The sequence below is a fragment of the Streptomyces sp. NPDC050528 genome, from assembly GCF_044457795.1.
Lineage (GTDB): Bacteria > Actinomycetota > Actinomycetes > Streptomycetales > Streptomycetaceae > Streptomyces.
In genome coordinates this window covers 1-12,930 of sequence record NZ_JBITHH010000011.1, presented here as the reverse complement: position 1 = coordinate 12,930, position 12,930 = coordinate 1, and the positions used below count along the sequence as shown (strand labels likewise).

11 protein-coding genes, 2 rRNA genes and 1 pseudogene are annotated in these 12,930 nt (G+C 70.6%); 2 read left to right on the top strand and 12 right to left on the bottom strand.

The features are described 5' to 3' along the window. Nucleotides 1-165: 165 nt before the first annotated feature. The 4 genes from recN to ACIBK4_RS33465 all read right to left on the bottom strand — a co-directional run bounded on the left by recN (nucleotide 166) and on the right by ACIBK4_RS33465 (nucleotide 4,070). Entirely contained in the window at nucleotides 166-1,884 is a 1,719-nt protein-coding gene (recN, locus tag ACIBK4_RS33480) for a DNA repair protein RecN (protein WP_399001473.1), read from the bottom strand. A 131-nt stretch (nucleotides 1,885-2,015) separates the two neighbouring features. Continuing rightward, the gene (locus tag ACIBK4_RS33475; RefSeq protein ID WP_026179466.1) at nucleotides 2,016-2,921 is read right to left on the bottom strand and encodes an NAD kinase; all 906 of its coding nucleotides are present in this window, start codon (nucleotides 2,919-2,921) and stop codon (nucleotides 2,016-2,018) included. Continuing rightward, on the bottom strand, nucleotides 2,918-3,733 hold the full coding sequence (locus ACIBK4_RS33470) for a TlyA family RNA methyltransferase (RefSeq protein WP_399000824.1): 816 nt from the start codon (nucleotides 3,731-3,733) through the stop codon (nucleotides 2,918-2,920). Before ACIBK4_RS33470 ends, ACIBK4_RS33475 begins: the two co-directional genes overlap by 4 nt. A gap of 7 nt (nucleotides 3,734-3,740) precedes the next feature. Then, nucleotides 3,741-4,070 carry a hypothetical protein gene (locus ACIBK4_RS33465; RefSeq protein ID WP_399000822.1) on the bottom strand — a complete coding sequence of 110 codons (330 nt, stop codon included), beginning with the start codon at nucleotides 4,068-4,070 and terminating at the stop codon, nucleotides 3,741-3,743. Nucleotides 4,071-4,112: 42 nt separating this feature from the next. On the opposite strand from ACIBK4_RS33465, the gene ACIBK4_RS33460 reads away from it, so the two are divergent. Continuing rightward, on the top strand, nucleotides 4,113-4,460 hold the full coding sequence (locus ACIBK4_RS33460; RefSeq protein WP_262058278.1) for an SCP2 sterol-binding domain-containing protein: 348 nt from the start codon (nucleotides 4,113-4,115) through the stop codon (nucleotides 4,458-4,460). On the opposite strand, the gene ACIBK4_RS33455 is transcribed toward ACIBK4_RS33460, so the two are convergent. The 4 genes from ACIBK4_RS33455 to ACIBK4_RS33440 form a co-directional block, all read right to left on the bottom strand. Then, nucleotides 4,444-5,418 (bottom strand): ABC transporter ATP-binding protein, encoded by a 975-nt coding sequence (locus tag ACIBK4_RS33455; protein WP_399000819.1) that lies wholly within the window; start codon nucleotides 5,416-5,418, stop codon nucleotides 4,444-4,446. The genes ACIBK4_RS33460 and ACIBK4_RS33455 overlap by 17 nt on opposite strands. Continuing rightward, on the bottom strand, nucleotides 5,379-6,485 hold the full coding sequence (locus ACIBK4_RS33450; RefSeq protein WP_399000817.1) for a FecCD family ABC transporter permease: 1,107 nt from the start codon (nucleotides 6,483-6,485) through the stop codon (nucleotides 5,379-5,381). The genes ACIBK4_RS33455 and ACIBK4_RS33450 overlap by 40 nt, the downstream gene beginning before the upstream one ends. After that, on the bottom strand, nucleotides 6,482-7,525 hold the full coding sequence (locus ACIBK4_RS33445; protein WP_399000815.1) for a FecCD family ABC transporter permease: 1,044 nt from the start codon (nucleotides 7,523-7,525) through the stop codon (nucleotides 6,482-6,484). The genes ACIBK4_RS33450 and ACIBK4_RS33445 overlap by 4 nt, the downstream gene beginning before the upstream one ends. 88 nt (nucleotides 7,526-7,613) lie before the next feature. Further along, nucleotides 7,614-8,642, bottom strand: a complete 1,029-nt coding sequence (locus ACIBK4_RS33440) for an HAD hydrolase-like protein (protein WP_399000813.1) — start codon at nucleotides 8,640-8,642, stop codon at nucleotides 7,614-7,616. A 72-nt stretch (nucleotides 8,643-8,714) separates the two neighbouring features. Here ACIBK4_RS33440 and ACIBK4_RS33435 point away from each other — a divergent pair, with 72 nt between their 5' ends. After that, the gene (locus ACIBK4_RS33435) at nucleotides 8,715-10,007 is read left to right on the top strand and encodes a DUF1015 domain-containing protein (RefSeq protein ID WP_399000811.1); all 1,293 of its coding nucleotides are present in this window, start codon (nucleotides 8,715-8,717) and stop codon (nucleotides 10,005-10,007) included. 89 nt (nucleotides 10,008-10,096) lie between these two features. Here the strand turns inward: ACIBK4_RS33435 and ACIBK4_RS33430 are convergent, their stop codons facing one another. The 4 genes and pseudogenes from ACIBK4_RS33430 to ACIBK4_RS33415 form a co-directional block, all read right to left on the bottom strand. After that, on the bottom strand, nucleotides 10,097-10,951 hold the full coding sequence (locus ACIBK4_RS33430) for a hypothetical protein (RefSeq protein WP_399001471.1): 855 nt from the start codon (nucleotides 10,949-10,951) through the stop codon (nucleotides 10,097-10,099). A 480-nt stretch (nucleotides 10,952-11,431) separates the two neighbouring features. Next, nucleotides 11,432-12,487, bottom strand: a pseudogene (locus ACIBK4_RS33425) (hypothetical protein); the annotation flags it as partial. 147 nt (nucleotides 12,488-12,634) lie between these two features. Then, nucleotides 12,635-12,751: ribosomal RNA gene (gene rrf, locus ACIBK4_RS33420) — 5S ribosomal RNA — on the bottom strand. Between the two features lie 106 nt (nucleotides 12,752-12,857). Further along, nucleotides 12,858-12,930 (bottom strand): 23S ribosomal RNA (locus tag ACIBK4_RS33415); the annotation flags it as partial.

Sequence of the window (12,930 nt, the reverse complement as noted above, 5' to 3'; positions counted from 1 at the left end):
GGGATCACCCGTACGAGTGAGGGGTGGGGGGTGTGCGAGGCGTGCGCACGATCATCCGGCCACCGCGCGCGGAGGCCCGCCGGCCGTACGCGAGGCTCGCACCAGCCGTGCGTGGCCGGCGCCGGCCATTCGCCGAACGCCCGCCAACCGTCCGCCCGACCCCCGCTAACCGTCCGCCCGCGCCGTCGCCAGCAACTCCTCCGCATGCGCCCGAGCCGTCTCCGAGTCCTCCTGGCCGGCCAGCATCCGGGACAACTCCCGTACCCGGTCCTCCCCTTCGAGGACCTTCACGCCGGAGCGGGTGACGGACCCGTCGTTGGTCTTCTCGACCAGCAACTGGCGATCGGCGAAGGCCGCCACCTGAGGCAGGTGGGTCACGACGACGACCTGGGCGGTCTTCGCGAGCTTCGCGAGCCGTCGCCCGATCTCGACCGCCGCCTTGCCGCCGACGCCGGCGTCGACCTCGTCGAAGAGGTACGTCGGCACGGGGTCGGTCCCCGCGAACACGACCTCCACGGCGAGCATCACGCGCGACAACTCACCGCCGGACGCGCCCTTGGCGATGGGACGCGGCGGAGCGCCCGGGTGCGGGGCGAGGAGCAGTTCGACCTCGTCGACGCCCGACGGGCCGTAGGCGACCGTACGGCCCCCGACCTCGACGCCCTCCGGATCCTCGGTCTGCCGGATCTCGAACGACACACGCGCGTGCGGCATCGCGAGGGAAGCCAACTCCGCGGTCACCGCCGCGGCGAACCGCTCGGCGGCCTCCGTGCGCGCGTCGGTCAACGCCTGGGCCAGGCCGCCCAGTTCACCCCGTAGCGCGTCCCGCTCGGCGGTCAACTCGTCGATGCGTTCGTCGTCGCCGTCGAGTTCGGTCAGCCGCGAGGCACCCCGCTCGGCGTACGCGAGCACGGCGGTGATGTCCTCGCCGTACTTCCGGGTGAGCGCGTTGAGGGCGGCCCGGCGTTCCTCGACGGCGGCCAGTCGCAGCGGATCGGCGTCCAGGTCGTCGGCGTAGCCCGCCAACTCCCCCGCCACATCGCCCAGAAGGATGCCGATCTCACCGATCCGGTCGGTGAGCGAGGCCAGTTCGGAGTCGTGCGACCGTACGGCCTCCAGGGCCCGCTGCGCGCCCGCGACGAGGGTCGCCGCGTCGATGCCCTCGGGGTCCTCGGGATTACCGGCGAGCGCGGCATGAGCGGCCGTGGCGGCGGACGCCAACGCCTCGGCGTGACCGAGCCGTTCGGCCTCGGCGGCGAGTTCGACATCCTCCCCGGCGCGCGGCTCGACGCCGGCGATCTCGTCGAGGCCGTAGCGCAACATGTCGGCTTCCTGGGCCCGTTCACGCGCGCGCGTGGTGATCTCGTCCAGTTCGACGGCGACGGCACGCAGCCGCCGATAAGCCTCCGCGTACTTGGTGAGCGGCCCGGTGACGGCGTCCCCGGCGTACCGGTCGAGGGCCTGCCGCTGCCGGGACTGCTTCAGCAGCCCCTGCTGATCGGTCTGCCCGTGCACGGCGACCAGCTCGTCGGCCAACTCGGCGAGCACCCCCACCGGGACGGAACGCCCGCCCAGATGCGCCCGGGACCGCCCTTCGGCGGAAACGGTACGGCTGATGAGCAGCGTCCCGTCCTCTAGCTCCGCGCCCGCCTCCTCGGCGCGCAGGACGGCCGAGGAGGCCGGAGGCACGGAGATCCGCCCCTCCACGACCGCGTTCTTCGCCCCGATCCGCACCAACGCCGGGTCAGCCCGCCCACCCAGCAACAACCCAAGACTGGTGACGACCATGGTCTTACCCGCACCGGTCTCACCCGTGACAGCGGTGAACCCCGGCGACAGTTCGACGACAGCATCGTCGATGACTCCGAGCGACCGTATCCGCATCTCTTCCAGCACGGTGAAGACCTTACGAGGTAGGGCGGGAGAAGCGCGAGGCACCCTGTCACCCAGGGGAGTGGACCCCCTGCTTTTAGGGGCGCGGGGAACTGCGCGACAAGCCCCCACCGGCCCGCACTCTAATGAGGAGCCCCACGCCACCCCGAAACAGGCAGAGCGAACTTAGCAACAAGCCGATCGGTAAACGACGCATGATGCAGCCGAGCCAGCCGCACAGGCACAGCGCCCCGACGCACCTCAACCCGAGCCCCGGCAGGCAACTCAACAGTCCGCCGCCCGTCACACCACAAAACCCCCGGAGGGATGTGCGGCAACACCTCAACGGCCAGCACAGAATCCGGCGAAGTAACCAACGGCTTCGCGAACAACGCATGCGCACTGATAGGCACCATCAGCAACGCCTCAACCTCGGGCCACACCACAGGCCCACCAGCCGAGAACGCATACGCCGTAGACCCCGTAGGAGTCGCACAAACGATCCCGTCACACCCGAACCCAGTCACCGGGCGCCCGTCAATCTCAAGGACGACCTCAAGCAGCTTCTCGGCGCCGGCCTTCTGCACCGCCGCCTCGTTCAGCGCCCAGTCCGTATGCACGATGTTGCCGTTCTTGTGCACGACGACATCGACGGTCATCCGCTCCTCGACCTCGTACGCCCGCGTGACCACCCGGTCCACGACCTTGTCGAGATCGTCCCGCTCCGCCTCCGCGAGGAACCCCACGCTCCCGAGGTTGACGCCGAGCATCGGCACCCCGGACGCCCGCGCGAACTCCGCACCCCGGAGCAGCGTGCCGTCACCCCCGAGGACGATGAGCAACTCGCACCCCTCAAGGCACTGCGGGGTCGCCTCGGTGACCGTCTCCACCTCGTCCGGGAGCGGCAGGTCGCGTGCCTCGTACTCCAGGACGCGCACCCCGATGCCGGACTGGAGCAGCCCCTTGACGACCAGCTCCGCGCTCCGGATGGCCGCAGGGCGACCCGTGTGCGCGAGCAGGAAAACAGTACGAGCTCGGTTCTGTGTCAACGCGGCCCCTCCGCCACTGCACGGTCAACATCGGCCGGGTCCAGTTCGGGTGCGCCGGCCCGCAGCCACAGAAAGTACTCGACATTCCCGGAGGGCCCGGGCAGCGGGCTGGCGGTGACCCCCCGCACCCCGAGCCCCAACTCGGCCGCCCGCCGGGCGACTCCGCGCACGGCCTCGGCCCGGAGTTCCGGGCTGCGTACGACACCGCCGCTCCCCAACCGTTCCTTCCCCACCTCGAACTGCGGCTTGACCATCATCACCAGGTCCGCGTCCGGCTTCGTGCACCGCGCCAGGGCGGGCAGCACCAGCCCGAGCGGGATGAAGGACAGATCCCCCACGACTAGATCCACAGGCTCCCCATCGATCGCTTCAAGCGTCAACTCGCGTACGTTCGTACGGTCCTTGACGGTGACGCGTTCATCGCTCTGAAGAGACCACGCGAGTTGTCCGTACCCGACGTCGACCGCCACGACCTGCGTGGCACCCGCGCGGAGCAGCACATCGGTGAAGCCTCCGGTGGACGCGCCGGCGTCCAGGGCCCGTCGTCCCTCGACGACGAGCCCCTGCGGTACGAAGACCTCCAGCGCGCCCGCGAGCTTGTGGCCACCGCGCGACACGTAGTCGGGATCGTCGTCGTCCGCTACGACGACGATGGCGGCCGCGGTCTCCACCTGGGTGGCGGGCTTGGTCGCGACCGTCTTGCCCACGGTGACCCGGCCGGCGGCGATCAACTGGCTCGCGTGCTCCCGCGAGCGCGCGAGCTTCCGTCGGACCAGCTCGGCGTCGAGACGTCGGCGTGCCACTCCTGCCACGTTCGGTTCAGCTCCTGTTGTCGTACGGCCTTGGGGGCACCGGAGGTCCCGGGCGGGCATCGAGCGCGGTGAGCGCGTCGCGCAGCCCCCGGTGTACATCCTCGTACACCTCGACATGTCCGTCCGTGGCGAGGTGGTCGGTGTCGGCAAGCCGCCCGAGCTGGGCGTCGACGTCGGCGTTGCCGCTCGGGGCACGGTCCACGTCCAGGGGCGCGGGAGCGGCCGGATCGTACGCGGGCTCCGCCTCCACGACAGCCTCCACGACGGCTTCCGGAACACCCGCCGGAACACCCTCTGCTACGGCCCCGACCTCGGCCTCGGGCAATGAGTCGCTCATGCCCAGACGCTACCCCGAAGGCCTGGGGTACCGTCGATCACGATGGCAACGATCGAAGAGTGCCGCGCCGCACTCGAGAAGCTCTCGGACAACATGCAGAAGGCCGATGGGAATGTCCGCGCCGCCGCGGCCATGGACCGTTCGGTCAGCTGCCGGATCACCGATCTCGACGTCACCTTCGTCGGGCGGCTGACCGGCGGCCGGATCGTGGTGGACGAGACCGTGGAGGGCCTTCCCCCGGAGAAGGCCCAGATCAGGCTGACCATGGCCGGTGACGACCTGGTCGCCATGGTCAACGGCGGGCTGAACTTCGCGAAGGCCTGGGGCTCGGGCCGGGTGAAGCTGGAGGCCAACGTGTTCGACCTGTTCCGCCTCAGGAAGCTTCTGTAGCGGCCACCTTCTGGTGCTCGGCACGCGCGCGTGCCTTCCGCGCCGCCGGCACCACCAGCGGTGTCCCCGTCTCCGGGTCGTCGATGACCTGGCAGCGCAGCCCGAAGACCTCCTCGACCAGTTCGGCCGTGACGATGTCGCCCGGGGCGCCCTCGGCGATGACCGCGCCCTCCTTCAGCGCGATGAGGTGGGTGGCATACCGGGCGGCGTGGTTGAGGTCGTGCAGCACCGCGACCAGCGTGCGGCCCTGCTCCTCGTGCAGCTCGGCGCACAGGTCCAGGACGTCGATCTGGTGCTGGATGTCCAGGTAGGTGGTCGGCTCGTCGAGCAGCAACAGGGGCGTCTGCTGGGCCAGCGCCATCGCGATCCACACGCGCTGCCGCTGCCCGCCGGACAATTCGTCGACATAGCGATCGGCGAGCTCGGCGACCCCGGTCTGCGCCATCGACTCCTGTACGACCCGCTCGTCCTCCTGCGACCACTGGCGCAGGATGCCCTGGTGCGGGTACCGGCCGCGGCCCACGAGGTCGCCGACGGTGATGCCGTCGGGCGCGATGGACGACTGCGGGAGCAGACCGAGCGTCCGCGCGACCTTCTTCGCCGGCATCGACTGGATGACCTGCCCGTCGAGCAGCACCCGGCCCTCGTTCGGCTTGAGCATCCGGGACAGGGCGCGCAGCAGCGTGGACTTGCCGCACGCGTTCGGGCCGACGATCACCGTGAAGGAGTTGTCGGGTATCTCCACGGACAACTCGCGTGCGATGACGCGCTGGTCGTAGGCGAGGGTGACGTTCTCGGCGGACAGACGGTTCACGGTGCTCCTTCGGTGGTTCTCGCTCGCCGAGGCGTTCGTAGAGGTGCTGGACGTGCTCACTGGGATGTGCGTAGCGAGGTCGGTCGCGTTGCTCGTAGCGGCGCTCATATCCGCCCCGCCTTCCGCTCCGTGACCAGGAGCCACAGCAGGTAGACCCCGCCGAGGACTCCGGTGACCACGCCCACCGGCAACTGGTCGGCGCCGAACGCCCGTTGGGAGGCCCAGTCGGCGGTGACCAGCAGGGTGGCGCCCATGCACAGCGAGGGCACGAGGTTCGGACCGGGCGAGCGGGTCAGGCGCCGGGCGAGCTGCGGTGCCGTGAGGGCGACGAAGCCGACGGGTCCGGCTGCGGCGGTCGCGGCCGCGGTGAGCAGCACGGCGGCCACCATCAGCAGCAGCCGTACGCGCTCGACGCGCACGCCCAGGGCGTACGACACGTCGTCGCCCATCTCCATCATCCTCAGCCCGCGCCCGTTGGCGAGGACGAGCGGCACCAGGACGGCGCACAGCGCGAGCAACGGCCAAACCTGGGTCCAGTCACGGCCGTTGAGGGAACCGGTCATCCAGACGACCGCGCGGGCCGCGTCGACGAGGTCGGCCTTGGTGAGCAGATAGCCGTTGACGGCGGTGACGACGGCGGAGACGCCGATGCCGACGAGGACGAGCCGGTATCCGTGCACCCCCTGCTTCCAGGCCAGCAGATAGATCGCGAGCCCGGTCACCAGACCGCCGACGAGCGCCCCGAGGGTGACGGCGGTCGCGCTGCCGGAGAACAGCACGATCATGACGAGCGCCCCGGCCGTCGACCCTTGCGAGAGGCCGAGCACGTCCGGACTGCCCAGCGGATTACGGGAGATGGACTGGAACAGCGCCCCGCCGAGCCCGAGCGAGGCACCGACGAGGAGGCCGACAAGGACGCGCGGCAGCCGCAGCTCGTTGACGATGAACTCCTGTCCCGCGTTCCCGCCGCCGAACAGCGTCTTGAGGACGTCACCGGCCGGGATCGGGAAGTCCCCGGTACCGATCAGCACGACACTCGCGGCGAGCGCGCAGAGCAGGAGAAGGACGACGACCGTGAAGGCGCGGAGATCAAGGCGGAGGGAGAGGCCGCCGGTCCGGACGGCCCGCGTACGGAGCGCCCGAGTCGGGGCGGCCTTCTCAACTGGGCTGTCCTGCGCGGTCGTAGAAGCGGTCGTAGAAGAGGGATTCACAGCTGAGTCGTCCTTCGGCGCCGCACGAGATAGATGAAGACCGGCCCGCCGATGACCGCGGTGACGATGCCCACCTGGAGCTCCGCGGGCCGCGCGATCAACCGGCCCAGGACGTCCGCACCGAGCAGCAGCACGGGCGACAGGATCGTGGCGTACGGAAGGATCCAGCGCAGGTCGGGGCCGGTGAAGGAGCGCACCACGTGCGGGACCATCAGGCCGACGAAGACGATCGGGCCGCAGGCGGCGGTCGCCGCTCCGCACAGCACGGTCGCGGAGAGCATGGCGAGCGCGCGGGTGCGGTTGAGGTTGGCGCCGAGGGCGCGGGCGGTGTCGTCGCCCATCGCGACCGCGTTCAGCGGCCGGGCGAGCAGCAGGGAGACGACGGTGCCGACCGCGAGAAACGGCGCGACCTGCGTGATGGTCGAGCCGGTGGCCGAGGCCAGTGAACCGACCGTCCAGAAGCGCATCCTGGAGAGCGCCGCGTCGTCCATGATCATGACGGCCTGGAGATAGCCGTAGAGCGCGGCGCTGATCGCGGTGCCGGCGAGGGCGAGGCGCACGGGGGTGGCGCCCCGGCTGCCGCCGAGGAACCAGACCAGCGCGCCGACCACGGCCGCGCCCGCGAAGGCGAACCAGACGTAGCCGTTCAGGCTGGTGACACCGAAGTACGTGATCGCGGTGACGACCGCGGCCGAGGCGCCGGCGTTGATGCCGAGCAGGCCGGGGTCCGCGAGCGGATTGCGGGTCAGCGCCTGGAGGACCGCGCCGGACAGACCGAGCGCGGCACCGGCGAGCAGCCCGAGGACGGTACGGGAGATCCGGTCGTCGACCACGATGTCCGCGTACGTCCCCGTGTCATGGAACAGGCCGTGCCACACATCCCCCAACGGCAGCGATTTCGCGCCGATCGCGATGCTCGCCAGGGCCACGAGGACCAGGAGCGCCACGGAGGCGAAGAGCCCAAGGACACGTATCGCCCGGCGGGTTGGGGGCGCGGGGGCGGTCTCCGCGCGCTGTTCTGGGGGACTGTCGACCAACACGAGGTTAGGTTAGCCTACCCTCGCATTCGAGCCGAAGGCCGCGTCCCGCCTCACCGCCGATCAGCGCCCTTGATGCCGCCCCCTCATGTCACAACCCCAGCCGCGCCAGCGCCTTCTCCCCGTCCAGCGTGCAGGAGCCGTCCCCCGCCGCCGTCCAGGCCGCCGCGCAAAGCGCCCGAAGCCCGTCCAACGGCTCGCCCTCACCGTCGAGTTCCAGCCGGTCACGGCCCGCCGTCGCCGTCCAACCGCCGCACCGGAAGCCGTCTCCCGCCCCGGTGACCTCGGGCTGCCCGGTGAGCATGCCCCGCAGATCGGCGTCGACGTAGGTCGGCCTGTGCTGCGGCGGCGCGGCGAGGAGCTGCGCGCCGTCGGTCACACCGGTGAGCACGAGCAGCGAATCGACCTCCCCGTTGAACGCCCCCTCGATGTCCGTGTCCAGCCGGTCCCCCACCACCAACGGCCGCTCGGCGCCCGTCCGCAGGATCGTCTCCTTGTGCATGGGCGGCAACGGCTTCCCCGCCACCTGCGGCTCGGCCCCGGTCGCGATCCGTACGACCTCGACCGCCGCGCCGTTGCCCGGGGCGATGCCGCGCGCGCTCGGGATCGTCAGGTCGGTGTTGGACGCGAACCACGGCACCCCGCGCGCGATGGCGTAACAGGCCTCCGCGAACCGCCCCCAGGCCAGGTCGGGGCCGCCGTAGCCCTGCACGACGGCCACCGGCTCGTCGTCCGCCGAGTCGACGGGCTCAAGGCCTCGCTCGCGCAGCGCGACCCGCAGCCCCTCGCCGCCGATGACCAGCACGCGGGAGCCCGCCGGCACCTGCTCGCTGATCAGCCGGGCGACGGCTTGCGCGGAGGTGATGACGTCGTCGGCGCCGGTCGGTATGCCCAGCTCGGTGAGGTGGTCGGCCACCGCGTCAGGCGTCCGCAGCGCGTTGTTCGTGACGTACGCGAGCCGCATCCCGCCCGCGCGGGCGGTGGCGAGCGAGTCGACCGCGTGGGCGATCGCGTTGCCCCCCGCGTACACCACCCCGTCGAGGTCGAGCAGCGCCGTGTCGTACGCCTCGCTCAGGGCCCGGGCACTGCCGTCGGGGCTCGTCCTGACGCTCTGGCTCATTCCACATCGCTCCTCGTTCGATCGCTTTCACCCGATCATCCCGCATGCCACTGACACACGTACGATGCCGGGATGAACACCGCAGGTCACTCGGAAGCAACGGAGCGCCGAGGCCTGGAACTCACCCCGTTCCGAGGCCTTCGCTACGACCCCGACCTGGTCGGCAGCCTGGCCGCCGTGACGTCCCCACCGTACGACGTGGTCGTACGCCCCGACGGCCTGCACCATCTCCAGGACTCCGACCCGCACAACATCGTCCGCCTGATCCTCCCGCAGGCCACCACCGCCGGCGCCCGCAACGAACAGGCCGCCGACACCCTGCACCGCTGGCTCTCCGAGGGGGTCCTCACCACGGACCCCGAGCCCGGCCTGTACGTCTACGAACAGCACGACGGCAACGGCCTGTTGCAACGCGGTGTCATCGGCGCCCTGCGTCTGTCGGATCCCTCGGAGGGCGTGGTCCTGCCGCACGAGGACGTCATGCCGCACGTGGTCGCCGACCGCGCGGCCCTCATGCGCGCCACCTCGGCGAACTTCGAACCCCTGCTCCTGACGTACCGGGGCAACGGCACGCCGTCCGACACGACGACGGTGGTCGAGCGCATCGCCGAGGACCCCGCACTCCTGTCGACGACTACGGAGGACGGCTACAGCCACCGCCTGTGGTCGGTCACCGACCCCGCCGACCTGGCCCGCATCCAGCAGGACCTGTCCCACCACCAGGCCCTGATCGCCGACGGCCACCACCGCTGGGCGACCTATCGACGTCTACGCGCGGAGCATCCCTCCCCCAGCCCCTGGGACTACGGCCTGGTCCTCCTCGTCGACACGGCCCGCTACCCGCTCCGCGTCCGCGCGATCCACCGCCTCCTGCACGGCGTCCCGGTCGCCGACGCGCTCGCCGCCCTGGACGGCCTGTTCCGCGTACGGCACCTGGAGATGCCCCTCGCGGAAGCCCTGGACGTCCTCGCCGACGCGGCCTGCGAGGGCAACGCGTTCCTCCTCGCCGGCGACGGTGCCTTCCACCTGGTCGACCGCCCGGACCCGGACCTCCTGGCCTGTACGATCCCGGCCGACCGCCCCGCTGCCTGGCGCACCCTGGACGCGACGGTCCTGCACGCCACCCTCCTGGACCACGTCTGGCTCATCCCTGAGGACGACCCGGCCCGTATCGCCTACATCCACGACACCGCCGCCACCGTCCGCAAGGCCGAACGCGACGGCGGCACGGCCGTGTTGATGCACCCCGTCCGCGAGGAGGTCGTCCGCGACCTGGCCCGCCAGGGCGTCACGATGCCCCGCAAGTCGACGTCCTTCGGCCCGAAACCGGCGTCGGGGCTGGTGCTGCGGGCACTGGACGTCTGAGACGCGGCCATCGACTCCGGAAGCCGGAAACGCGAAAGGGCGGGACCCCTGGTGCTGGGGTCCCGCCCTTGTCACGTCACTGACGCAGGTCAGTTCTTGTCGTCGTTCTCGTCGTCTTCGTCGTCTTCTTCTTTAAGAAGGACGTCATCCTTGGCGACGTCCTCCTTGGTCTCGACGGCGGCTTCGACCTTGTCGTCGTCCTCGTCCTCGATGTCGTCGTCTTCGTCCTCGTCGTCCAACTCGTCGACTACGGAGACGTCGTTCTGAGGCTCGGCCTCGTCGTCGATCGCGGGATCGGCGTCGCTGTCGACCTCGTCATCGTCCTCGACGAACGCGTCGACGAACTCGACCCCGTCCATCTCGGCGAGCCGGTCCGACGCGTCCGTGCTGCCGTCCTTGTCGGACTCCACGGCCTTGGCGAACCACTCCCGCGCCTCACCCTCACGCCCGGCGGCGAGCAGGGCGTCGGCATAGGCGTACCGCAGGCGCGCGGTCCACGGCTGCACAGTGTTCGAGGCCAACTCCGGGCTCTGCAAGGTGACGATGGCCGCGTCGAGCTGGTCCATGTCACGCCGGGCACCGGCCGCGACGAGCCGCATCTCGACCTGCCCGGCCTTGTCGAGCTTGTGCACCTCGGCGGCGCCGGCCATCTCCAGCGCCTTCTCGGGCCGCCCGAGCCCACGCTCGCAGTCGGCCATCACGGGCCACAGGTCCACGCTGCCGGTCATCCGCCGCGCGGCCCGGAACTCGGCCAGCGCCTCGCTGTACTTCTGGTTCGCGTACGCGGCGAACCCGGCCGCCTCACGCACGGCGGCGACGCGCGACGCCAGCCGCAGGGCGATCTTGGAGTAGGCGTAGGCGCCCTCGGGGTCCTCGTCGATGAGCCGGGCGACCATCACCAGGTTCTTCGAGACGTCCTCCGCGAGCCCCTTCGGCAGGCTCATCAGCTCCTGCCGTACGTCCTTGTCGATCTCCTCGCCGGTGACGTCCTCGGGGATCGGCAGCCGCTTGATCGGCTCACGGTCGCGGTCCCGCTCGTCACGGAAACGGCTCCCGCCACCACGGCGGTCGTCGCCCCGACGGTCGTCACGCCGGTCATCGCGGCGGTCGTCACGCCGGAACGCCGGCCGCTCACCGCGGCTGTCATCCCGACGGAACCCTCCACGATCGCCACCGCGGTCGTCACGACGGGGACCGGAAGGACGGTCGTCACGACGCGGTCCGGCGGGCCGGTCATCGCGGCGCGGGCCGGCGGAACGGTCGTCGCGGCGGGGGTAGCTGCCACGGTCACCGCGGTCGTCGTCACGCCGGAAGGCAGGACGCTCGCCCCGGTTGTCGCCGCGGTCGTCACGACGGAACGGAGGCCGCTCACCACGGCTGTCATCCCGACGGAAGGCCGGACGATCCCCACCACGGTCATCACGACGCGGCCCGGACGGACGGTCATCACGACGGGGGTAGCTGCCACGGTCGCCACGGTTGTCGTCACGACGGAAGGCAGGACGGTCACCGTCACGGCGGTCGTCCCTACGGTCATCACGACGGAAGGGCGGACGCTCGCCACCCCGGTTGTCGCTGCGGTTGTCGCCGCGGTCGTCACGACGGAACGGAGGCCGCTCACCACGATTGTCGTCACGCCGGAAGGCCGGACGATCCCCACCGCGATCATCGCGACGCGGCCCGGACGGACGGTCATCACGACGAGGAGCCGCGGAACGGTCGTCACGCCCACGGTAGCCACCGCGATCGCCACTGCCACGGTCGTCGCTACGGCGGTCATCGCGCCGGTCGTCACGGCGGGGGTAACTGCCACGGTCACCGCGGTCGTCGTCACGCCGGAAGGCAGGACGCTCGCCACGGTTGTCGCCGCGGTCATCACGACGGAACGGAGGCCGCTCACCACGATTGTCGTCACGCCGGAAACCACCACCGCCACCGCGGTTGTCGTCCCGTCGGAACGGCGGACGCTCGCCCCGGCTGTCATCGCGCCGGAAGCCACCGCGATCACCACGGTTGTCGTCGCGCCGCTCGCCGCCACGGTTGTCGCTGCGGTCGTCACGGCGGAACGCGGGCCGCTCACCACGGTTGTCGTCCCGGCGGAAACCACCGGGACGCCCTCCGCGCTCGCCGCCACGGTCGTCGCGACGGGGACCGGCCGGCCTGTCGTCACGGCGCGGACCCGCGGGACGGTCATCCCGACGCGGGCCGGCGGAACGGTCGTCACGACCACGGTAACCACCGCGATCGCCACCGCCCCCGCTGCCGGCGCCACCACGGTCGTCGCGGCGAGGGGCGCCGCCACGGTTGTCGTCGCGACGGCCGTAGCCACCGCGATCACTGCTGCCGCCGCGGTCGTTTCCACGATCGCGGTCGTTGCTACGGCTCGGACCTCCGCGGTACCCGCCACGGTCGCCGCGGTCACCACTGTCCCGTCGCCGCTCCTCGCGCTCGGGTCGGTCCTCGGGAGAGTTGGTGGACATCGGTGACTCCTGTCTTCGGTACCGCAAGTCATTCTCGCGCAACCAGGTACTCGGCGCGCTCCGGACTGTGTTTCTGAAAGTTTCTGGAAAAACAAAAGGACCCCTGGTCCCAGCGTGAACGCTGGGACCAGGGGTCCTCCAAATATTGTTCGGCGGCGTCCTACTCTCCCACAGGGTCCCCCCTGCAGTACCATCGGCGCTGTAAGGCTTAGCTTCCGGGTTCGAAATGTAACCGGGCGTTTCCCTCACGCTATGACCACCGAAACCCTAATGGTTTCGAGCGAACAAGCACACTTTTCTTTTGTGTGGTTCAAGCTCTAGCCGACAACTGTTCGTTGTCTCAGAACTAACACAGTGGACGCGAGCAACTGAGGACAAGCCCTCGGCCTATTAGTACCGGTCACCTCCACCCATTACTGGGCTTCCAGATCCGGCCTATCAAC

Bases quoted from the DNA above. Each gene is read 5' to 3' on its own strand.
- recN (WP_399001473.1), bottom strand. From the start codon at position 1,884: ATGCGGATACGGTCGCTCGGAGTCATCGACGATGCTGTCGTCGAACTG.
- ACIBK4_RS33465 (WP_399000822.1), bottom strand. From the start codon at position 4,070: ATGAGCGACTCATTGCCCGAGGCCGAGGTCGGGGCCGTAGCAGAGGGT.
- ACIBK4_RS33430 (WP_399001471.1), bottom strand. From the start codon at position 10,951: ATGAGCCTGCCGAAGGGGCTCGCGGAGGACGTCTCGAAGAACCTGGTG.
- ACIBK4_RS33440 (WP_399000813.1), bottom strand. From the start codon at position 8,642: ATGAGCCAGAGCGTCAGGACGAGCCCCGACGGCAGTGCCCGGGCCCTG.
- ACIBK4_RS33460 (WP_262058278.1), top strand. From the start codon at position 4,113: ATGGCAACGATCGAAGAGTGCCGCGCCGCACTCGAGAAGCTCTCGGAC.
- ACIBK4_RS33435 (WP_399000811.1), top strand. From the start codon at position 8,715: ATGAACACCGCAGGTCACTCGGAAGCAACGGAGCGCCGAGGCCTGGAA.